This is a genomic window from Methyloparacoccus murrellii, from assembly GCF_054657115.1.
In genome coordinates this window covers 14,688-34,374 of record NZ_BAAHXD010000037.1, presented here as the reverse complement: position 1 = coordinate 34,374, position 19,687 = coordinate 14,688, and the positions used below count along the sequence as shown (strand labels likewise).

Here is a 19,687-nt window from a genome sequence, read left to right as displayed (position 1 = left end):
AGTAAAGACAAATCGCCGTACGTTCTGCAAGGAGACGTTCAAGTTGCGCAAGGCGCTACTCTCACGATTGAGCCCGGAACCAGAGTTTATGGTAATGGTCGCTCACTCAGGATGTGGGGGACACTTGCGGCAATAGGACTAAGCGACGACTCAATCACATTCGAAAATATATCAATATACCCGGGAAACTCACAGACTATTAGCGATCTTGATGGGCTCGTAAGAATTGAAAACGCGCACATATACAATTCAAAGCTTTTTTATCCGAGCGGCGATGCAGTATATGGCTCTTTGGTCTTGCGTAATTCTTATATAGAAAATATTGACTATATGTACCTTTGGTATCCAGTTCGAGACTCAATCATAGAGAAGAATGTCTTTATAAACCCCGGCTTGCTTAGCGCGGGATTGACGGGCGTCAATCTTTCTATAAGAAAAAACTTGTTCTACAAACAGTCTCAGCCTCTTGTGAACTGGGCTGCTTATTCTGGCAGCAAAATGATCGTTGAAAACAATTCATTTATTAAGGCAATCGATAATATTCTTGCTCTTCAGTATGACTCATCGTCGATGACGGCTCAGAACAACTATTGGGGCACCCTCAGTGATTCAGAAATTGCCGACAGAATAGTGGATAAAAGCGATGATTTGGCACTTCCGGGCTTTATACCTTACAAGCCGATCCTAAGTGAACCTGACGTCGAAACTCCAAAACTATTGACGCATGAAGTCAGGGTTGAAGGAATTGAAGGTGGAAGCGTTGTATTTGACCATCCTCCACTGGAAACAAGCTGCAATGGGAATGCCTGCAGTTATATTTACTTCCATGGGGTTGCCGTAGTTATGACATTTATACCTAAATCTAACTACATTTTTAACGGGTGGGAAGGTGATTGCTCCACGAGAGAGCCATGCCTTATGCGAGTTGATACGGATAAGAATGTCGTAGCATCTCTGCAGGCAAAAATAAACTACAATAATCTAACGGTAACCAAGACCGGTCAGGGATATGGCACTGTCATCAGCAATCCCGCCGCAATTAACTGTGGCTCCAACTGTAGTGGTCAATTTGCCGAAGGCTCCAACGTGTCTCTTATTGCCCAGCCTGACAATGGCTATACCTTCACAGGATGGGGCGGAGCTTGCTCAGGAATCGGTACCTGTGTAGTGACCATGGATTCAGAGAAAAGCGTGAGTGCAACATTCGCTCCGCTAAGAGTTCTGACGGTAACAAAAACTGGCAGCGGCACTATCACCAGCATACCCGCAAAAATTAGCTGTGGGTCAGCCTGTAGCAGTCAATTCCTCGACGGTTCCACCGTGACGCTGATCGCTCAACCTGATTATGGCTATGCCTTCGCCGGCTGGGGTGGCGTATGCTCTGGAACCGGAACGTGTGCCGTCACCATGGACGACGATAAATCCGTATCAGCAAACTTCATTGAGATGCCCAAGTACCCGGTCAAGATCACCAAACCAAACACTGGGGTAATAAGCAGTGAGCCAGCCGGAATTCTTTGTGGAGGCCCCAACAAGCTGTGCAGTGCATTTTTCTCCTCCGCAAAACTGACTGCCACACCTGGTCTCGGCTATGAGTTCATTCGTTGGAATGGATGCCAATCTATTGAGGGCAACATCTGCTACATCAAACCCACCGGCAAGATGACCGTGAATGCCGTCTTCAAGAAACTACCCAGGTACAACCTCAAGATTACGAAAAATACCCTCGGGTCGGTCATCAGCAGCCCTGCAGGTCTCAATTGCCCGGACAAGAAAAAGTCCTGTACGGTCAAATTCACCAAAGGCACTGAGGTGATATTGAGTCCGCTTCCCCAACAAGGAAGATCGTTTGTGGGATGGACGGGCGCGTGCTCAGGCGCCGACGTGTGCAGTCTCTTTATAGATGGTAACAAAGCCGTAGGGGCTACATTCCAGTAATGTGCAGGCCCATTAGCGTTAGCAATTTACCGGTTCTTGCGGATTTTCGGAGGAACCGGTGTTGCACTTGAGACGATACGCATCCCACTAGCCGGCCGAACAGAATCGGCACCCGATCAGACAGGAGCACCCGCATCATGCAAGTCACCCGACGACAATTCTTCAAGGTGAGCGCGACCTCGCTCGGGGCCTCGTCGCTGGCCGCGCTGGGGTTCTCGCCCGAGGCGGCAGTGGCGGATGTCCGCACCTTCAAGCTGACCCGCACCACCGAGACGCGCAATACCTGCCCCTACTGTTCGGTGGCCTGCGGGCTGATCATGTACAGCCTGGGCGACAAGGCCAAGAACGCCAAGGCGGAGATCATCCACATCGAGGGTGATCCCGACCATCCGGTCAGCCGTGGCAGTCTGTGCCCCAAGGGTTCAGGCTTGCTGTCCTTCGTCCACAGCAAGACGCGCCTGCGTTACCCGGAGTACCGGGCACCCGGCAGCCGCGAGTGGCAGCGCGTATCCTGGGACTGGGCGATGGAGCAGATCGCCCGGCGGGTCAAGGACGACCGCGACGCCAATTTCATCGCCAGGAATGACCAGGGCCAGACCGTCAACCGATGGGTGTCGACCGGTTTCCTGGCCGCCTCGGCGGCCTCCAACGAGACCGGCTATCTCACCAACAAGGTCGCCCGGGCGCTGGGCATGGTCATGATCGACAGCCAGGCGCGCATCTGCCACGCGCCCTCGGTGACGGCGCTGGCGTCCAGCTTTGGGCGCGGGGCGATGACCAACACCTGGATGAACATCCAGCATGCCGACGTCATCATCGCCATGGGCGGCAACCCGGCCGAGGCGCATCCGGTCGGCTTCAAGTGGGCGGTGGAAGCCAAGGCGCGCAACAAGGCCAAGCTGATCGTGGTCGATCCGCGCTTCACCCGCACGGCGGCGGTGGCGGACCTGTACGTGCCGATTCGTGCCGGTTCGGACATTGCCTTTCTGAATGGCGTCATCCGCTATCTGCTGGAAAAGGCCGCCATCAATCGGCCTTACGTGAAGGCTTACACTAATGCCGCGTTCATCGTGCGCGAGGATTTCCGCTTCGACGAGGGTCTGTTCAGCGGCTATGACGCCAGCAACCCGGAAGTCCGCTACGACAGAACGACCTGGACCTACGAACTGGACGAGCAGGGCTATGCCAAGGTGGATGAGACGCTCCAGCATCCACGCTGCGTGTTCGCGCTGCTCAAGAATCACGTCGACCGCTACACACCGGAACAGGTGCACGCGCTCTGCGGAACGCCGGTGGCGTCTTTCCTCAAGGTCTGCGAACTGATCGCCTCCACCGCCACGCCGGAGCGGGCGCTGACCAGCCTCTACGCGTTGGGCTGGACGCATCACTCGGTCGGTGTGCAGAACATTCGCGTTATGGCCATGATCCAGCTCCTGCTGGGCAATATCGGCCTCAGCGGCGGCGGGGTGAATGCCCTGCGCGGCCACTCGAATATTCAAGGGCTGAGTGACCTCGGCCTCCTGACCGAGATGCTGCCGGGCTACATGACCCTGCCGCGCGACCATGAAACCGACCGCGCCGGCTATCTGGCCAAGCGCACTCTCAAGCCGCTGCGGCCGGGGCAATGGAGCTACTGGTCGAATTTCCCCAGGTTCCATACCAGCCTGATGAAAGCCTGGTATGGCGCGGCGGCGACCGTCGACAACGATTTCGCCTACGACTGGCTGCCGAAACTGGATAAGCCTTACGACAGCCTGCGGATGTTCGATCTCATGGCCGAAGGCAAGGTCAACGGCTTTATCTGTCAGGGCTTCAACCCGCTGGCCTCCTACCCGGACAAGAACAAGGTCCGCGGGGGTATGGCCAAACTCAAGTTCATGGTGGTGATGGACCCGCTGGCCACCGAAACCTCCGAGTTCTGGCAAAACCACGGCGAGCACAACGACGTGAACCCGGCCGATATCCAGACCGAAGTCTTCCGCCTGCCGACCACCTGCTTCGCCGAGGAGGACGGTTCGCTGGTCAACAGTTCGCGCTGGCTGCAATGGCACTGGAAGGGCGCGGAACCGCCCGGCGAGGCGAAGACCGACATCGAGATCATGGCCGACCTGTTCCTGCGGCTGCGCGAACTCTACGAGCAGGAAGGCGGCGCCTTCCATGAACCGATCCGGTATCTGCACTGGCCGTATCGCAACCCGCACGATCCGACGCCCGGTGAGCTGGCGCGGGAGTACAACGGCCAGGCCCTGGCCGATCTGTCCGACCCCGGCGACGCCGGCAGGATCCAGCTGCGCAAGGGGCAGCAACTCGACGGGTTCCATCAGCTGCGCAACGACGGCAGCACCGCCTGCGGCAACTGGATCTTCAGCGGCGCCTGGACCGAAGCCGGCAACCAGATGGCGCGGCGCGATCCGTCCGACCCCAGCGGTCAGGGTATCTCGCCAGGCTGGGCGTGGTCATGGCCGGCCAACCGCCGCATCCTTTACAACCGTGCCTCCTGCGATCCTGCCGGCCAGCCGTGGGACCCGAAGCGGCGGATTCTGGAATGGGACGGCCAGCGCTGGACCGGTTGCGACGTGCCCGACTTCAAGATCGACCAGGCTCCGGGCAGCGACATGCTGCCTTTCATCATGAATGCCGAGGGCGTGGGCCGGTTGTTCGGCGCGGACAAGCTGGCGGATGGGCCCTTCCCCGAACATTACGAGCCGTTCGAAAGTCCCCTGGACGGCAATCCGCTGCACCCCGCCGTGAGCCACAATCCGGCGGCGCGCGTCTTCGACAAGGATCGGGCGATGCTCGGCGACAGCCGCGAGTTTTCGGTAGTGGCGACCACCTACCGCATCACCGAGCTGTTCAACACCTGGACCAACCATGTCCGCATCAATGCCTCGCTGCAGCCGGAGCAGTTCGTCGAGATCGGCGAGACGCTGGCCAGGGAACTGGGCATCGTTAATGGCGAGATCGTTCAGGTCCGCTCCAAACGCGGCCATATCCGCGCCGTGGCCGTGGTCACCAAGCGCCTGCCGGCGCTGACCGTGGCCGGCAAGCCGCTGCATCAGATCGGCATTCCGGTGCACTGGGGTTTCATGGGCGAGACGCGCAAGGGCTTCTTCTGCAACAACCTGACGCCCTATCTCGGCGACGCCAATACGCAGACGCCGGAATTCAAGGCGTTTCTGGTGAAGGTGGAGAAGGTCACCGGGCCGGCGGCTCGGCATGCCGAATTGCCCAACCCGCCGGCGCCGAGCCGCCGCTGGGACGGCAAGACGGGCGCCACCCCCAAACTGTCGTTGCTGGAACGGCTGCTGAAAGGCCGGACGGAGGTGTAAGCCATGTCACTGCAATCCCTGGATATCACCCGGCGCTCGGCCACGACGACGCCGCCACCACAGCAACGGCAACAGCAGGAAGTCGCCAAGCTCATCGACGTCACCAAGTGCATCGGCTGCAAGGCTTGCCAGTCGGCCTGCCAGGAGTGGAACGATCTTCGCGAGGAGGTCGGCATCAACGAGGGTTCCTACCAGAACCCGCATGACCTGACCGAGAACAGCTGGACGCTGATGCGCTTTGCCGAGCACGAAGAGAACGGCACCCTGGAATGGCTGATCCGCAAGGACGGCTGCATGCACTGCGCCGACCCCGGCTGCCTCAAGGCCTGCCCGTCGCCGGGGGCCATCATTCAGTACAGCAACGGCATCGTCGACTTCCAGGAGGAGCACTGCATCGGTTGCGGCTATTGCGTGGCTGGCTGCCCGTTCGACGTCCCGCGTATCTCGAAAAAGGATAGCAAGGCCTACAAGTGCACGCTTTGCTCCGACCGGGTGTCGGTCGGGCTGGAGCCGGCCTGCATCAAGGCCTGCCCGACCCAGGCGCTGGTGTTCGGTAGCAAGGAAGACATGATCGATCACGCCAATGACCGCATCGCCGACCTCAAGGAGCGCGGCTTCGATCAGGCCGGGCTGTACGACCCGGCTGGCGTCGGCGGCACACATGTGATGTATGTGCTGCATCACGCCGACCAGCCGCAGCTTTACAACGACCTGCCGAAAGAACCCACCATCAGCCCGACGGTGGGCCTGTGGAAAGGCGTCCTGAAACCCCTGGCGACGGCGGCGATGGTTTTCACGGCGCTGGCCGGCTTCTTCCATTACGTGACCATCGGCCCGAACGACGCCGAAGCCGATGAGGAGGACCACCCGACATGAAGACGGAAACTCACTCCCGCCTCATCCGGCGTTACACGCCCGCCGAGCGGGCCAATCACTGGCTGACCGCCATCACCTTCATCCTGCTGGCCTTCTCCGGGCTGGCGCTGTTTCACCCGTCGATGTTCTGGTTCACCCAGTTGTTCGGCGGGCCGGTGTGGACGCGCATCCTGCATCCCTACATCGGCGTGGTGATGTTCCTGTCGTTTGCCGGGCTGGCGCTGAAGTTCTGGCATCACAACCTCATCAGCCGCAACGATGTCGAATGGCTGAAACGGATCGGCGACGTGATCCGCAACCGGGAAGACCGGCTGCCGGAAGTCGACCGTTACAACGCCGGGCAAAAACTGCTGTTCTGGACCCTGATCGCCACCATCCCGACGCTGCTGATCACCGGCATCATCATCTGGCGGCCCTGGTTCGCCGGGTATTTCCCCATCGACCTCATCCGCATCGCCGTGCTGCTGCACGCCGTCTGCGCCTTCGTGATGATCTCCGGCATCATCGTCCATATTTACGCAGCCATCTGGATACGCGGCACGGTCGGGGCCATGGTACGCGGCACCGTCAGCCGCGCCTGGGCGCGCAAGCACCACCCCGGCTGGCTCCGGCAGGTCGAGCAGGGCGGGGACGAACCGTGAACCCCGGTGCCGGCACGGACGCTGGCCAGCCCCCGGCCATCCGGCTGCCGGAACCCCGCAGTCTATTTACCCACCGTGCCCGGCGCCTGCGCGAGCTGGCCGCGCTCACGTCCGGCCTGTCCGGCTATCTGTCGTTGCTGGCGACGCTGGCCGAACGCCAGGCGGCGCTGAGCGCCGAACGGGATGCCGATCTCATGCGGCATGACGGCACGGGCGGCGCCGTGGCGCGGGAGAGGGGCGCCGGTCCTGACGGGGCATCCACGGAGGCTTCGGGAGAACCGTCCGCATCCCCACGCCCGCTGGCGGACGGTCAGGCCAGACAGGATTTTCCGCCATGGCAGCCGCCCCTGTCATTGCAGGACGAGGTCTGGGCGCTTTCCCTTCCGCCCCTGCTGCAACGACTGGCGGCCGCGCTTCCCCCGGTTACTCCGGATGTGGGTGAGACCTCGCGCCGGCTGATCGGTGCCACCCCGGACGCAGTCGGCCGCTGGCTGGCCGGGCTGGTCTCCGGCGAATGCCGGTCCGGCGATGCCGCGGTACTGCCCTTCGTCGCCACCGGCCTGCAGGTCCTGCTGGCCCAGCGCGCCAGCCGTCTGGCGCCTGTCGCTGCCGGCCGCCCGGCCGCATCCCCTGTCTGTCCCGTCTGTGGTGGCTGGCCGGTGGCGAGTGTGCTGCGGGCATGGGGCGAGGCATCGGGGCTGCGTTATCTGCATTGCGGTTTGTGCGCCAGCGAATGGCTGTTTCCACGCATCCAGTGCGCCCACTGCGGCAGTCAGAAGGCCATGGCCTTCGTGGAGATCGAGGGGGGTGGCGGCGTAGTGAAGGCGGCAACCTGCGGTGATTGCCGTGCCTACCTCAAGCAGGTCGACCGCAGCCGCCTGCCCGGCGCCGACGCCATCGCCGACGATCTGGCCACGCTGGCGCTCGACGTCCTGCTCGCCGAGCAGGGTTTTGCCCGTTCCGGTTTCAATCCCTGCCTGTTCCCGGGAGAGTGAAGCCATGGCCGTTAGAGGTCCGGTAACCCGCCTGTTCCGGGGGGATGCCGGTTCCTTGCGGCCTTGTTGACGCCCCGTCTTTATTCCCCTGCATGGAGGTCTGGCCATGAATCTGTGGCAAACCCCGACGGGCCGGTCCGGCCTGTCTCTGGTGGCATTGGCGCTGTTCGGCTGGCTGCTGTCGCCGATGCCCGCGCTGGCGGCAGGCGGCAGTACCGTATGGCAGGTCGAGGGCCACGACGAGCGCGGTGACTATACCGGCCGGGTCCAGCTGATCCCGGCCGCAGGAGCGGGTTTCCGCTTCCTTCGCGTCATCGATTATGCCGATACCGTCCGGGTCGAGGACGACCGCGGGCTGTCCTGGGTCTGGCAGGGTACGGCGGAACCCCTGGCGGGCGGGGGTTACCAGGTGGCAGCCAGTCTGCGCAAGGCGGACTTCGTGCGCCAGCGCGGAGCCCTGATTCGCCGGCAGGCCGAACAGCTTCCGGTGCCGGTGACCGGGCAGTTCCTGCCGGCGCAGGGTTCGCTGCAGGGGACCTACGTGCTGGGCCAGGCCGGCGAACGGGTGGGTCCGGAAACCTGGAGCCTGCCGGAGCCGGGCGGCGATATGCCCATCTTCGTCGGGTATCTGCGCGAGACGCCCACCCATGTGGCCGTTCCGGGAAGCGTCCGGGACTTTCTGTTCGACCTGTTCAAGAGCTACCGGCAATTGTCTGCGGTGTTGCCCTATACGGACCTGCCGGCGTTCCGTAATCCCGTCCATATTGCGGTGTCCGACCGCACCGATTTCGATTACTACCAGCGCCACGGGGACCGGCTGCGGGTCGTGGATAAGATCGTCGATCCCATCAGCCTGCAGGAAACCCTGGCGCGGGCGGATGCCTTCAAATGGACGCTGGCAGGCAAGGCCGAGCATTTCGACCGGGTCACGGCCGAGCGGGCCATCGATGCCGCTACCGGGCTGCTGTTCGAGTTCGTCGATGCCGAGGGCAAGGGCTATCCGAGCCACGATGCGGCCCTGTGGACCGGCGCCTACGCCGCCAGCCAGGCCCTGCGCCATCGGCTGACTGCCGATCCGGCCGCGCGGGACAACCTTGTCCGCAGCGTGGAGGGCCTGATGACGCTGCTGGAGATCACGGGCAACCGCCGCATCTTCGCCCGCACCCTGCGCAAGGCCGAGGGACGTCCGGTTCCGCCCTGGTATCCGGGGCAGGGCACCCTGGCGCATCTGGAATGGGAGGCGGGCGGCAACAACGACATGTACAAGGGCGTCATGCTGGGCATGGCGATGGCCCAGGCTGCTGTCTGCGAGGATGGCCGGGAAGGCCATGCCGCCTTTTGCCAGCGTCTGCACGACAACAGCGTGCAGGTGGCGAGCCAGCTCCAGGTGGCGCAGGCGAGCGGCTACAACCGCCTGGCGGCGTTGTGGCTGGCGGCCTATACGACGGGCGATCCACTGGTCATCCGGGCGGCCCGCAAGGAGTGGAACCGCCAGGCGGCGAACCTTGGCGCAGGCAGTTCCACCGTCTACTCCTATGGCATCGCCGATTGGAGCGGCACGCACCTCGCCGCCGTGCAGTATCTGCTGTTCAATCTGCTCAGCGAGCGGTCACCCCTGCCCGGCATCGACAGTTGCAGCGTGCTCCGGCGCGGGGTGGAGGCGGTCTATCACGATTTCTCGCGGGTGCCGCTGGGCCCGTGGAGCGTGCTGTTCGCCCGCCTCGGCACGCTGCCGCACAGCGATGCCGCCCAGGCCGCGCTCTGGCGCCTGCGCGAACTGCCGGCGCCCAAGCCCAGGCTGGCCATCGATCACCGCATTCGCTCCGACTTCGTCATGTCGCCGTTTCCGTCGGCGCCCTGGAAGTTCGACTGGGAGGACAACGACCGCACCCAGTCCCAGCGCATGACGCCACTGTTCGAGGCCAGTGCCTACACGGTGTATGCCTGGAAGCACTCGCCACTGGAGTACAAGGCCAGCAGCGTCGCGGTGGATTACCCGGGCGCCGATTTCCTGTTCGCCTACTGGCTGGGGCGCAGTCTCGACCTGTTCACCGCTGCCGATTGAACCCGGCCGGCGCGCAGCGGCAACCCTAGAGCTGCGCCAGCACGCCCTCGGCGCTGGAAACCCCGAACTGCCCCGAGCCTTCGACACCGAGGTACTGCACCACGCCGTCATCGACGATCATGGCGAAGCGCTGCGAGCGGATGCCCATGCCGTTGGCGGTCAGGTCGCGGTCCAGGCCCAGTTGCCTGACATATTCAGCGCTGCCGTCGGCCATCATCCGCACCTTGCCGATGGCCTGCTGCTCGCGGCCCCAGGCCGCCATGACAAAGTGATCGTTCACCGCCAGGCACCAGATCTCGTCGACGCCCTTGGCCTTCAGGGCAGCATATTGCTCGACATAGCCGGGCAGGTGCTTGAGCGAGCAGGTCGGCGTGAAGGCGCCGGGCAGACCGAAGATGACGATCTTCCTGCCCTTGAGCTGCGCGGTTACGTCCAGGGTCTCCGGATTGACCGGACAGCCGTTGTCCGGGTCGAATGTGCTGCATTCGATCAGCTTGCCGGCAGGCAGCGATGCTCCCACTTGGATGGTCATGGTGTGTGTCCTGACAGGGATTGAGGGGCCCAGAGGATGGCCCAAGCGTTACCGCAAGTCAAAGCGGTTGCCGGGAAAAACCACACTGAAATCATGGGGATGGCCGCCGCGTCAGTCCTCGCGGCGGAATTCTCCCTCGATGACCGAATCGGGGCGGGCCGCCGGGGAAACACCGGGTGTGCCCGGCACGGCGAAGCGGGCGGCGATGAGCCGGTCAGCCAGCCGCCGGCGCGTCGCCGGTACCAGGCATGGCAACGCCAGCAGGTCGCTGAACGGGCCGGGCACGATCAGCAGCACGCCCCCCAGCACGGCGATGCCGCTGTTCACCACGTCCTGGGTCGGCAGCTCGCCACGCGCCAGCGCCTGTTGCGAGCGGGTCAGGGCCGACAGGCCCTGCCGCTGGATGAGCGCGAAGCCCGCCGCGGCGGCCAGCAGCAGCCATGCCAGCGTCGCCAGGAATCCCAGCGCGGTGACCAGCCGGATCAGGGCCAGGATTTCGATGAAGGGCAGGGCGGCGGCGAGCAACAAAAAGGGGCGGCTCATATTCATGTTGAATTTTGCGGTTTAGAATCCCGTGACTTTGTTGCCGGGCTTTGTGCCATGCCTGACGCCTACTGTCTAGTTTTCTGTACCTGTCCGGACGCCGCGACAGCCCGCACCCTGGCCGCCGGTCTGGTCGAGGAGCGGCTGGCCGCCTGCGTCAACGTTCTGCCGGGACTGACCTCGATCTATGGCTGGGAGGGGCAAGTGGAGACCACCGAGGAGTATCTGCTGATCATCAAGACGGCACGCCACGGCTACCCGCGTCTGCAGGCGGCGATCGGCGAGCGGCATCCCTACGCGGTGCCGGAAATCGTCGCGGTTCCGATCGAGGCGGGCAACCCGTCCTATCTGGCGTGGATCGGCCAGTGGCTGCGCGGGGAGGGGTGAGCATGCCGGGTCTGGGTCTGATGATGTTGCGCCTGCTGCTGCTCGGTCTGGCTCTGGCCGCGCCGCTGCGTGTCCTGGCCCTCGCCAGCGAGGAACTGCTGAGCAGCGACGCGGCGTTCCGGCTGTCCTACCGCCTGGAAAAGAGCCAGGCGGTGTTCAGCTGGGATATCGCCGAGGGTTACCACCTGTACCGCGAGCGGCTGAAGTTCGTCTCCAGGACCCCGGGCATCGAGCTCGGCCGGCCGGACATGCCGCGGGGCACGACCGAGCATGACGAGAACAACGGCCTCATGGAGGTCTATCACGGCCATGTCGACATCCGGGTGCCACTGATCCGCCGCGATGACGGTGCCACCGAAGCCCGCATTCAGGTGACTTCACAGGGCTGCGCCGACGCCGGTGTTTGCTATACGCCGGTGAAGCAGACGGTCGCCCTGAACTGGCCGGTTGCGCCGGTGCAGGTGGCGGCCAACGACGTGGGCGCCGGCATGCGGGATGTCTTCAAGGCGCTGGGCCTGAAACCGGGCGGGCAGGGCGAGCTGCTGCCTCCCGACGAAGCTTTCCGTTTCCATGCCGAGGTGCGCGACGCCCATACGCTCTGGGTCGGCTGGCAGGTCGCGCCCGGCTACTACCTGTACCGGGAGAAGTTCGTCCTGACCCTGACGGAGACCGACGGCTTGGCGCTGGGGCGCCACGACATCCCCCGTGGCGAGCCGAAGCAGGACCCCGAGTTCGGCGCCGTGGAAGTGTTTCACGAGGATATCGGCTTTACCGTGCCCTTGCAGCGGACCCATGGCCGGGCCGCCAGGATCGTGCTGAAGGCCGCTTTCCAGGGCTGTGCGGATCGCGGTGTCTGCTATCCGCCGATGGAGAAAACGGCAGTCCTGGAGGTCCCGGCCGGCGAGCCGGGGGCCGCGCCGCCGCTGGCGCAGCCGGGGCAGGCCCCGAGCCTTGCCGGCGAATGCGAGGCCGGTTCGCCCGAGGGCTTCGTGGAGACCGAAGGCCTGTCCGAGCAGTGCGCCATCGTCGACAGCCTCAGGAAGGATTCGGTGTGGCTGACCGCGCTGAGCTTCCTCGGCATGGGTGTGCTGCTGGCCTTCACGCCCTGCATTTTCCCGATGATCCCGATCCTGTCCGGCATCATCGTCGGCCATGGCCACAAGATCACCACCGGCCGGGCGCTCTTGCTGTCGCTGAGCTACGTGCTGGCCTCCGCGCTGGCCTATACGGTATTCGGCGTATTGGCCGGGCTGTTCGGCAGCAATCTCCAGGCCTTGTTCCAGGAACCGCGGATCATCCTGGCGTTCAGCGCCGTCTTCGTGATCCTGGCGCTGTCGATGTTCGATCTCTTCAGCCTCCAGCTGCCCGGCTTTCTGCAGGCGCGCCTCGCCCGCCTGAGCAACCGGCAGCAGGGCGGCACGCTGACCGGGGCGGCCCTGATGGGTGCGCTTTCGGCCCTGATCGTCGGGCCCTGCGTCGCCGCGCCGCTGGCGGGCGCGCTGATCTACATCGGTCAGACCGGCGACGCCCTGCTCGGTGGCCTGGCGCTGTTCGCCCTGGGGCTGGGCATGGGGCTGCCGCTGCTCGCCATCGGCGCTTCGGCCGGCAAGCTGCTGCCGCGTGCCGGGGTGTGGATGAATGCCGTCAAGGCGGTGTTCGGCGTCGGGCTCCTGGCCATTGCGGTCTGGCTGCTGGACCGTGTCCTGCCGCCGGCGGTCACCCTGCTGCTGTGGGCCCTGCTGCTGATCGTGCCGGCTATCTACATGGGCGCGCTGGACGCGCTGCCGTCGGCTGCCTCGGGCTGGCGCAGGCTGTGGAAAGGCATCGGGATCGCCATGCTGGCCTATGGCGTGCTGATGCTGATCGGCGTTGCCGCCAACAACCCCGATCCCTTGCAGCCGTTGCGCGGCCTGGCCGGTTTGCCGTCGGCGGCCGGCGCCCGGTCGCCGGGGCCGGCGAAGCTGGCATTCCGGTCGGTCGGGTCGCTGGCCGAACTGAACCGCATGCTGGCCGACGCCGCGGCGCGCGGCCAGACGGTGATGCTGGATTTCTATGCCGACTGGTGCGTGTCCTGCAAGGAGATGGAACGCTATACCTTTACCGATCCGCGGGTGATCGAGGCCCTGAGTCCCCTGTTGTTGCTGAAGGCGGACGTCACCGAGAATTCCGAGGCCAACGCTGCGCTGATGAAGCATTTCGGCCTGGTCGGCCCGCCGGCGACGCTGTTTTTCGCTCCCGATGGCGCCGAGCGCAAGCCGTTGCGCGTGATTGGCTACCTGGAGGCCGACGCCTTCCTGGGGCACGTCAACAAGGTTCTGCATCCATGAGGCGGCTGTTGCTGGCCATGCTGGCGCTGTTGGCCCTGATGGCGGGTTTCCTGGCCCATCGCCTGCTATCGACCCGGTTGCCGGCTCCCCTGCCCGAACCGACGCTGGTCGATCTCGATGGTCATGCCCACCGGCTCGCCGATTGGCGCGGCCAGGTGCTGGTGGTGAACTTCTGGGCCACCTGGTGTCCGCCCTGCCGGGAGGAGATGCCGGCCTTCGCGGCCCTGCAGGCGGAACTCGGCGGGCGTGGCCTGCAGTTCGTCGGCATCGCCATCGACGACCCGGGCGAAGTCCGCGCCTACCTGGCCCGGCATCCGGTCAATTACCCGGTGCTCGTTGGCGATGCGCGGATCCCGGGCTGGGCCGACAGTCTGGGCAATCGGCTTTCCGCCCTGCCGTTCTCGGTGGTTTTCGACCGCGACGGACGGCAGGTTTTCGCCCATACCGGTTTGTTCCGGCGCGAAATGGTGCTGGAACAGGTTTTACCCCTGCTGGGAACCCCGCCATAGCCTGCTCGCGGCTTTTGCGCCAATGGCGCGTTTCATGGACATCGGGACGAGGTTTCGGCAAAATACCGGCGCTTTTCGGCGCTTCTGAACCCTTTCCCTCCCAATGGCCAGCATCCTCGTCCTCAACGGTCCGAACCTGAACCTGCTGGGGGTGCGCGAGCCGGGAGTCTATGGTCGGCAAACCCTGGCCGAGATCGAGGCGGCCCTAGGCGAATCGGGCCGGCGACTGGGCCATCGGCTCGTCTGTTTCCAGAGCAACGCCGAGCACGAACTCATCGAGCGCATCCATGCCGCCTACCATGAGGGCGTGGATTTCATCCTCATCAATCCCGGCGCCTATACCCATACCAGCATCGCCTTGCGGGACGCCTTGCTGGCGACGCGGATACCGTTCATCGAGGTGCACCTCTCGAATGTCCACGCCCGGGAATCCTTTCGCCATCGTTCCTATCTGTCCGATATTGCCCGCGGCGTGATCTGCGGTCTGGGCCCGATCGGATACGAGCTGGCCCTGCAGGCCGCCAGCGATGCCCTCCATTCACAGCAAGGTCAGTAAAACCTATGGATATTCGAAAAATAAAAAAATTGATCGACATGATCGGCGAATCCGACGTCGCCGAGATCGAGATTCACGAGGGGGAAGAATCCGTCCGCATCAGCCGGCTCAGTGCCCTGGTGCCGCCGGCCCCGGTGTATGCTGCACCGCCCGCGGCAGCGCCGCTGGCCCAGGCCGGACTGGCCCCGGCTGCCGAGCCGGCCGCCCGCAAGGGCGAGGCCGATCCGCTCACCGGCCACATCGTGCGCTCGCCGATGGTGGGCACCTTCTACCGATCGCCGACGCCCGGCGCCAAGGTATTCGTCGAGCTGGGCCAGCGGGTCGAGGCGGGCGATACGCTCTGCATCATCGAGGCCATGAAGATCCTCAATCAGATCGAGGCGGACAAGGCCGGCAAGGTGACCAAGATCCTGGTCGAGAACGCCCAGCCCGTCGAATACAACCAGCCGCTGTTCGTCATCGAGTAAGCCGGCGCCGGCGTCCATCCTCGTCCACTTCCCCGGACTTCAACCATGATCGGTAAAATCCTGATTGCCAATCGGGGCGAAATCGCCCTGCGTATCCTGCGGGCCTGCCGGGAGCTCGGCATCAAGGCCGTGGCCGTCCACTCCGAGGCTGACCGCGACCTCAAGCACGTGCGCCTGGCCGACGAGTCGGTCTGCATCGGCCCCGCGCCCTCCAAGGAGAGCTACCTGAATGTGCCGGCCATCATCAGCGCGGCCGAGGTGACGGACTCGGTGGCCATTCACCCCGGCTATGGCTTCCTGTCGGAGAACGCGGACTTCGCCGAGCGGGTGATCCAGAGTGGCTTCATCTTCATCGGCCCGAAGCCCGAGACCATCCGCGTCATGGGTGACAAGGTATCGGCCATCGAGGCCATGAGAAAGGCCGGCATTCCCTGCCTGCCGGGCTCGGACGGGCCCTTGGGCGACGACTACGAGGAAAACCTCAGGATCGCCAAGCGCATCGGTTTCCCCATCATCATCAAGGCTGCCGGCGGCGGCGGTGGCCGCGGCATGCGCGTGGTGCACAGCGAGGCCAACCTGCACAGCGCCATCACGCTGACCAAGGGCGAGGCGGCGGCGGCGTTCGGCAACGACATGGTCTACATGGAGAAATTCCTCGAGAACCCGCGGCATGTCGAATTCCAGCTGATCGCCGACAGCCACGGCAACTGTGTGCACCTGGGCGAGCGCGACTGCTCCATGCAGCGCCGCCATCAGAAGGTGGTGGAGGAGGCCCCGGCGCCTGGCATCAGCGAGGAAAAGCGCCAGGAAATGGGCCTGCGCTGCGTCAGGGCCTGCCAAGAAATCGGCTATCTCGGTGCCGGCACCTTCGAGTTCCTCTACCAGGACGGCGAGTTCTACTTCATCGAGATGAATACCCGCGTCCAGGTCGAGCACCCGGTGACCGAGATGATCACCGGCTTCGACATCGTCAAGGAGCAACTGCTGGTCGCCTCGGGCGAGCCGCTCTCCTTCCGGCAGTCCGATGTCCGGCTGCGCGGCCACGCCATCGAATGCCGCATCAATGCCGAGGACCCGCGTAGCTTCATCCCCAGCCCCGGCCTGATCGAGCAGTTCCACATGCCCGGCGGTCCCGGCATCCGCGTCGAGACCCATATCTACAATGGCTACAAGGTACCGCCGTACTACGACTCGATGATCGGCAAGCTCATCGCCCACGGCGAGGACCGCGCCAGCGCCATCGCCCGCATGCGCACGGCACTCAACGAGATGGTCATCGGCGGCATCAACTGCAACATCCCGCTGCTGCTCGACATCATCAACGATCCGGGCTTCGATGCCGGCGGGCAGAACATCCACTATCTGGAAAAGAAGCTGGGACTGAAGCACTGATGTGGCGTCAGCTGTCGGCCACCGTGGCGGCGGCGCTGGCGGAGCCGGTTGCCGACTGGTTCCTGGCGCGTGGCGCCCTGTCGGTGAGCTTCGACGACGCCGGCGACCAGCCGCTGTTCGAACCACTGCCCGGCGAAACACCCCTGTGGCAGCAGACGCGGGTAACGGCGCTGTTCGAGGCCGATATCGACACGGCGGGCCTGGAGGCCGGCGCCCGCCGGGCCTTCGATGGTCAGATCACCACTTGGGACAGCGCGACACTTGAGGATCAGGTCTGGGAACGGGCCTGGCTGGAACATTTCCGGCCCATGCGCTTCGGCCGGCGACTGTGGATCTGCCCCAGCGGCTTCGCGCCGCCGGAGCCCGACGCGGTCAACGTGACGCTCGACCCCGGGCTGGCGTTCGGCACCGGCACCCATCCGACCACGGCCCTGTGCCTCGAATGGCTGGACGGACTCGACCTGGCCGGCCGGCGGGTGCTGGATTACGGCTGCGGCTCCGGCATTCTTGCCGTCGCCGCGCTGAAGCTCGGCGCCGCGCAGGCGCAGGGTGTCGACATCGACCCGCAGGCCCTGATCGCCAGCGAGGATAACGCCCGCAAGAATGGCGTCGCGTCGCGGCTGACGCTGGGCCAGCCGGATGGCCGCCCGCTCGCCTCCGCCGATGTGGTGGTCGCGAACATTCTCGCCGGTCCCCTGGTGGCACTGGCCGATGCCATCCTCGCGCCGTTGCGGCCGGGCGGTCGGCTGGCGCTGTCGGGGCTCCTGGCCGAACAGGCCGCAGAGGTCGAGGCCGTCTATGCCGATCGTGTCGCGTTCGCGCCGGCAAGGCTGCGCGAGGAATGGGCGCTGCTGAGCGGCGTCAAGCGCAACGCTTGATTCGTCCCCGGCGTCTGTCTCAGGCCAGCCGCGCCAGCAGCCAGGCGCGGATATCCTCGAGCTCCTCGCGGCAGACCGAGTGCGGCATCGGGTACTCGTGCCATTCGACGGCATAGCCCTGCCGCTGCAGGGTATTGCGGGCGGCCTGGCCCAGCGCCAGCGGCACGATGCCGTCCTCGCGGCCGTGCGCCAGGAACACGGGTATCGGCCAGCCCGCCCTGGGCCATTCCTCCGCGGTGCGACCCAGATAGCAGGACAGGGCGATGGCCCCGCCCAGCCTGTCCTGATGCTGGCTGACCGTTTCCAGCGCGATCACGCCGCCCTGGGAGAAGCCCGCGACCAGGATGCGTTCGGCCGGGATGCCGCTCGCCAGCTCGGCATCGATCAATCCCGTTACGGCCTCTCGGGAGTCCTCGATGCCGGCGCGATCGGGCTGGCGGTCGATAGCGGTCGCGACGATGTCGTACCAGGCCCGCATGCGGTAGCCGCCATTGACGGTAACCGGGCGTTCCGGCGCGTGCGGCAGGATGAAGCGGACGCCCAGTTCGGCCGGCAGTCGCAGCTCGGTCGCCACCGGCGCGAAATCGTGGCCGTCGGCCCCGAGGCCATGCAGCCAGATGATCGTGGCGCGATGGTCCCGGACAGGTTCAAGGCGAATGGCGGGCAAGCGTTCGTCGCTCATGCGGGACTCGGTCTCGATAACAGGAAAAGGGGGGGGGAAGACAGCCCTCAACGGCCGTCGGGCGGTATGGCCGGTTCGCCGAAATCTAGTTCCCGGGGCAGCTGAAGCGCCTCGGTGGTAATGTCCGGCCCTGCCTCGTTGCCGTTCCGCGAACGATCCGGCGGCCTTGTTGCCGCATTCCGGGCGCGTTTCGTGGCGGCGGTTCGGCTGCGCCGTTCCCGCCATCGTTGCAGTTCGTCGCGTTGCCGCGCTGCGGTTTCGGCGTCGGGCTCGTCCGCCCGGACGTCCAAGGCCCGGCAGCTGGGATCGCTGGGGCTCTGCCGGAAAGCGACGCTGCCGTTCTGCTGGCACCGATACACGGTTTCGGCGGCAACGGGTCCCGCCAGCAGCGCCAGGGGCAGCACCAGTGCCGCGCGCCTGTCCGTCATCCCTCAGCCGGCTGTCAGCGATCGCAGCCTTTCCAGCACGTCGGCCGCATGGCCCTTGACGCTGACCTTGCGCCATTCGGCGGCCAGCCTGCCGTCCGGGTCGATGAGGAAGGTGCTGCGCTCGATGCCCTGCACCTCGCGGCCGTACATGTTCTTCAGCTTGATCACGTCGAACAGTCGGCAGAGGCTCTCGTCGCTGTCCGAAAGCAGCTCGAACGGAAAGGACTGCTTGCACCTGAAGTTCTCGTGCGATTTCAGGCTGTCCCGCGAAACCCCCAGGATTTCCGCGCCCAGGGTCTGGAAGGCCGGGTAGAGGTCGCGGAAATCCTGGCCCTCCCGGGTGCATCCCGGGGTGCTGTCCTTGGGGTAGAAGTAGAGAACCAGGTAACATCCCCGGAGATCGGCCAGGGAAATGGTCTTGCCGGAGGTTGCGGCGGCGGAAAAGTCGGCTACGGTCTGTCCCGGGGATGGTGCGCTCATGGCGTTCTCCTGATCGGTGGATGGCGGTTGACGGCTCCCTTGGCGGGATCGCTCTCCGACTTCGTCAGCGTTTGACCGGTTCCAGGATCGCGTCGAGATTCATCTGGTCGCAGAAATCCAGGAATTCGTCACGCAGCGACACGATGCGGGTGCCGGTGGGAATGCGCACGATCATGTGCGCCAGGAACAGCGGCGAGCCGGTCAGGGGTGCCGGATAGCGGCTGGTGGAAATGTCCATGATGCCGACGCCGCGGCTGGCCAGGAAATCGCTGAGATCGTGAATGTTGTTGATCTGGTCGGTGGCGAAGATGTCGATGGCGTAGGGCAGGCCCTGATCCTCGTTTTCCGGGGGCAATTCCTGTTCCTGGCTGCGCAGCAGGTGAATCTTGAGCTTGTAGCGATTGCCGAGGTTTTCCATGGCATTCTCGAGCCGGGCAATGTGGTTCCAGTTGCCCTCCACCAGCAGGTGCGCGGCGAACTCCCGTCCGAGCTCGGTCATGCGGCTCTCCAGGATCATGCATTTGGCGTCCTTGATGGCGCGCGTCAGTTCGATGATGAGATCGGGATGGTTTTCGCCGAGTACGGTGATCGCGAGTTGCATGGGTGTGATGAGACGGTCGACAAGGTCCGGAGTTTATCATTTCCGACATCCGCTTCCAGGC

19 protein-coding genes are annotated in these 19,687 nt (G+C 64.4%); 13 read left to right on the top strand and 6 right to left on the bottom strand.

Annotated elements, in window-relative coordinates:
• The 6 genes from ACYQ1H_RS11210 to ACYQ1H_RS11185 all read left to right on the top strand — a co-directional run.
• On the top strand, nucleotides 1-1,938 hold a 1,938-nt coding region (locus tag ACYQ1H_RS11210; protein ID WP_460028123.1), incomplete at its 5' end, for an InlB B-repeat-containing protein.
• A gap of 137 nt (nucleotides 1,939-2,075) precedes the next feature.
• Complete coding sequence (fdnG, locus tag ACYQ1H_RS11205) at nucleotides 2,076-5,267, top strand: formate dehydrogenase-N subunit alpha (protein WP_488199408.1); 3,192 nt, start codon at nucleotides 2,076-2,078, stop codon at nucleotides 5,265-5,267.
• Nucleotides 5,268-5,270: 3 nt separating this feature from the next.
• Complete coding sequence (gene fdxH, locus ACYQ1H_RS11200) at nucleotides 5,271-6,143, top strand: formate dehydrogenase subunit beta (RefSeq protein ID WP_460028122.1); 873 nt, start codon at nucleotides 5,271-5,273, stop codon at nucleotides 6,141-6,143.
• Nucleotides 6,140-6,784, top strand: a complete 645-nt coding sequence (locus tag ACYQ1H_RS11195) for a formate dehydrogenase subunit gamma (RefSeq protein ID WP_460028121.1) — start codon at nucleotides 6,140-6,142, stop codon at nucleotides 6,782-6,784. Before fdxH ends, ACYQ1H_RS11195 begins: the two co-directional genes overlap by 4 nt.
• Nucleotides 6,781-7,779 (top strand): formate dehydrogenase accessory protein FdhE, encoded by a 999-nt coding sequence (locus ACYQ1H_RS11190; protein ID WP_460028120.1) that lies wholly within the window; start codon nucleotides 6,781-6,783, stop codon nucleotides 7,777-7,779. Before ACYQ1H_RS11195 ends, ACYQ1H_RS11190 begins: the two co-directional genes overlap by 4 nt.
• Nucleotides 7,780-7,885: 106 nt before the next feature.
• Nucleotides 7,886-9,844 carry a hypothetical protein gene (locus ACYQ1H_RS11185; protein ID WP_460028119.1) on the top strand — a complete coding sequence of 653 codons (1,959 nt, stop codon included), beginning with the start codon at nucleotides 7,886-7,888 and terminating at the stop codon, nucleotides 9,842-9,844.
• A gap of 25 nt (nucleotides 9,845-9,869) precedes the next feature.
• On the opposite strand, the gene ACYQ1H_RS11180 is transcribed toward ACYQ1H_RS11185, so the two are convergent.
• Both ACYQ1H_RS11180 and ACYQ1H_RS11175 read right to left on the bottom strand, forming a co-directional pair.
• Nucleotides 9,870-10,376, bottom strand: a complete 507-nt coding sequence (locus tag ACYQ1H_RS11180; RefSeq protein WP_460028118.1) for a peroxiredoxin — start codon at nucleotides 10,374-10,376, stop codon at nucleotides 9,870-9,872.
• A 111-nt stretch (nucleotides 10,377-10,487) separates the two neighbouring features.
• A complete protein-coding gene (locus tag ACYQ1H_RS11175; protein WP_460028117.1) occupies nucleotides 10,488-10,925 on the bottom strand; it encodes an FxsA family protein in 438 nt (145 codons plus the stop codon).
• 51 nt (nucleotides 10,926-10,976) lie between these two features.
• Here ACYQ1H_RS11175 and cutA point away from each other — a divergent pair, with 51 nt between their 5' ends.
• From cutA to prmA, 7 genes are all read left to right on the top strand, one after another.
• Nucleotides 10,977-11,306, top strand: coding sequence for a divalent-cation tolerance protein CutA (gene cutA / locus ACYQ1H_RS11170; protein ID WP_460028116.1), 330 nt, complete (start codon nucleotides 10,977-10,979; stop codon nucleotides 11,304-11,306).
• Between the two features lie 2 nt (nucleotides 11,307-11,308).
• Nucleotides 11,309-13,633: a protein-disulfide reductase DsbD gene (locus ACYQ1H_RS11165; RefSeq protein ID WP_460028115.1), complete on the top strand. Its 2,325-nt coding sequence runs from the start codon at nucleotides 11,309-11,311 to the stop codon at nucleotides 13,631-13,633.
• Nucleotides 13,630-14,142, top strand: coding sequence for a TlpA family protein disulfide reductase (locus ACYQ1H_RS11160; protein ID WP_460028114.1), 513 nt, complete (start codon nucleotides 13,630-13,632; stop codon nucleotides 14,140-14,142). The genes ACYQ1H_RS11165 and ACYQ1H_RS11160 overlap by 4 nt, the downstream gene beginning before the upstream one ends.
• Nucleotides 14,143-14,245: 103 nt before the next feature.
• Nucleotides 14,246-14,698, top strand: coding sequence for a type II 3-dehydroquinate dehydratase (gene aroQ, locus ACYQ1H_RS11155; RefSeq protein ID WP_460028113.1), 453 nt, complete (start codon nucleotides 14,246-14,248; stop codon nucleotides 14,696-14,698).
• Nucleotides 14,699-14,703: 5 nt separating this feature from the next.
• Nucleotides 14,704-15,165: an acetyl-CoA carboxylase biotin carboxyl carrier protein gene (accB, locus tag ACYQ1H_RS11150; protein ID WP_460028112.1), complete on the top strand. Its 462-nt coding sequence runs from the start codon at nucleotides 14,704-14,706 to the stop codon at nucleotides 15,163-15,165.
• A gap of 45 nt (nucleotides 15,166-15,210) precedes the next feature.
• Nucleotides 15,211-16,557 carry an acetyl-CoA carboxylase biotin carboxylase subunit gene (gene accC, locus ACYQ1H_RS11145; protein ID WP_460028111.1) on the top strand — a complete coding sequence of 449 codons (1,347 nt, stop codon included), beginning with the start codon at nucleotides 15,211-15,213 and terminating at the stop codon, nucleotides 16,555-16,557.
• On the top strand, nucleotides 16,557-17,435 hold the full coding sequence (prmA, locus tag ACYQ1H_RS11140; protein ID WP_460028110.1) for a 50S ribosomal protein L11 methyltransferase: 879 nt from the start codon (nucleotides 16,557-16,559) through the stop codon (nucleotides 17,433-17,435). Before accC ends, prmA begins: the two co-directional genes overlap by 1 nt.
• A gap of 19 nt (nucleotides 17,436-17,454) precedes the next feature.
• On the opposite strand, the gene ACYQ1H_RS11135 is transcribed toward prmA, so the two are convergent.
• The 4 genes from ACYQ1H_RS11135 to ACYQ1H_RS11120 form a co-directional block, all read right to left on the bottom strand.
• Nucleotides 17,455-18,117 carry an alpha/beta hydrolase gene (locus ACYQ1H_RS11135; RefSeq protein ID WP_460028109.1) on the bottom strand — a complete coding sequence of 221 codons (663 nt, stop codon included), beginning with the start codon at nucleotides 18,115-18,117 and terminating at the stop codon, nucleotides 17,455-17,457.
• Between the two features lie 47 nt (nucleotides 18,118-18,164).
• Nucleotides 18,165-18,545, bottom strand: a complete 381-nt coding sequence (locus ACYQ1H_RS11130) for a hypothetical protein (protein WP_460028108.1) — start codon at nucleotides 18,543-18,545, stop codon at nucleotides 18,165-18,167.
• 3 nt (nucleotides 18,546-18,548) lie between these two features.
• Nucleotides 18,549-19,025 (bottom strand): peroxiredoxin, encoded by a 477-nt coding sequence (locus ACYQ1H_RS11125; protein ID WP_460028107.1) that lies wholly within the window; start codon nucleotides 19,023-19,025, stop codon nucleotides 18,549-18,551.
• Between the two features lie 64 nt (nucleotides 19,026-19,089).
• Complete coding sequence (locus tag ACYQ1H_RS11120) at nucleotides 19,090-19,626, bottom strand: glycine cleavage system transcriptional repressor (RefSeq protein ID WP_460028106.1); 537 nt, start codon at nucleotides 19,624-19,626, stop codon at nucleotides 19,090-19,092.
• Between the last annotated feature and the right edge of the window lie 61 nt (nucleotides 19,627-19,687).

Excerpts from the sequence above, each read along its gene's own strand:
- fdnG (WP_488199408.1), top strand. The coding sequence starts at position 2,076 with ATGCAAGTCACCCGACGACAATTCTTCAAGGTGAGCGCGACCTCGCTC.
- fdxH (WP_460028122.1), top strand. The coding sequence starts at position 5,271 with ATGTCACTGCAATCCCTGGATATCACCCGGCGCTCGGCCACGACGACG.
- ACYQ1H_RS11195 (WP_460028121.1), top strand. The coding sequence starts at position 6,140 with ATGAAGACGGAAACTCACTCCCGCCTCATCCGGCGTTACACGCCCGCC.
- ACYQ1H_RS11185 (WP_460028119.1), top strand. The coding sequence starts at position 7,886 with ATGAATCTGTGGCAAACCCCGACGGGCCGGTCCGGCCTGTCTCTGGTG.
- ACYQ1H_RS11180 (WP_460028118.1), bottom strand. The coding sequence starts at position 10,376 with ATGACCATCCAAGTGGGAGCATCGCTGCCTGCCGGCAAGCTGATCGAA.
- ACYQ1H_RS11175 (WP_460028117.1), bottom strand. The coding sequence starts at position 10,925 with ATGAATATGAGCCGCCCCTTTTTGTTGCTCGCCGCCGCCCTGCCCTTC.
- cutA (WP_460028116.1), top strand. The coding sequence starts at position 10,977 with ATGCCTGACGCCTACTGTCTAGTTTTCTGTACCTGTCCGGACGCCGCG.
- ACYQ1H_RS11165 (WP_460028115.1), top strand. The coding sequence starts at position 11,309 with ATGCCGGGTCTGGGTCTGATGATGTTGCGCCTGCTGCTGCTCGGTCTG.
- ACYQ1H_RS11160 (WP_460028114.1), top strand. The coding sequence starts at position 13,630 with ATGAGGCGGCTGTTGCTGGCCATGCTGGCGCTGTTGGCCCTGATGGCG.
- aroQ (WP_460028113.1), top strand. The coding sequence starts at position 14,246 with ATGGCCAGCATCCTCGTCCTCAACGGTCCGAACCTGAACCTGCTGGGG.
- accB (WP_460028112.1), top strand. The coding sequence starts at position 14,704 with ATGGATATTCGAAAAATAAAAAAATTGATCGACATGATCGGCGAATCC.
- accC (WP_460028111.1), top strand. The coding sequence starts at position 15,211 with ATGATCGGTAAAATCCTGATTGCCAATCGGGGCGAAATCGCCCTGCGT.
- prmA (WP_460028110.1), top strand. The coding sequence starts at position 16,557 with ATGTGGCGTCAGCTGTCGGCCACCGTGGCGGCGGCGCTGGCGGAGCCG.
- ACYQ1H_RS11135 (WP_460028109.1), bottom strand. The coding sequence starts at position 18,117 with ATGAGCGACGAACGCTTGCCCGCCATTCGCCTTGAACCTGTCCGGGAC.
- ACYQ1H_RS11130 (WP_460028108.1), bottom strand. The coding sequence starts at position 18,545 with ATGACGGACAGGCGCGCGGCACTGGTGCTGCCCCTGGCGCTGCTGGCG.
- ACYQ1H_RS11125 (WP_460028107.1), bottom strand. The coding sequence starts at position 19,025 with ATGAGCGCACCATCCCCGGGACAGACCGTAGCCGACTTTTCCGCCGCC.
- ACYQ1H_RS11120 (WP_460028106.1), bottom strand. The coding sequence starts at position 19,626 with ATGCAACTCGCGATCACCGTACTCGGCGAAAACCATCCCGATCTCATC.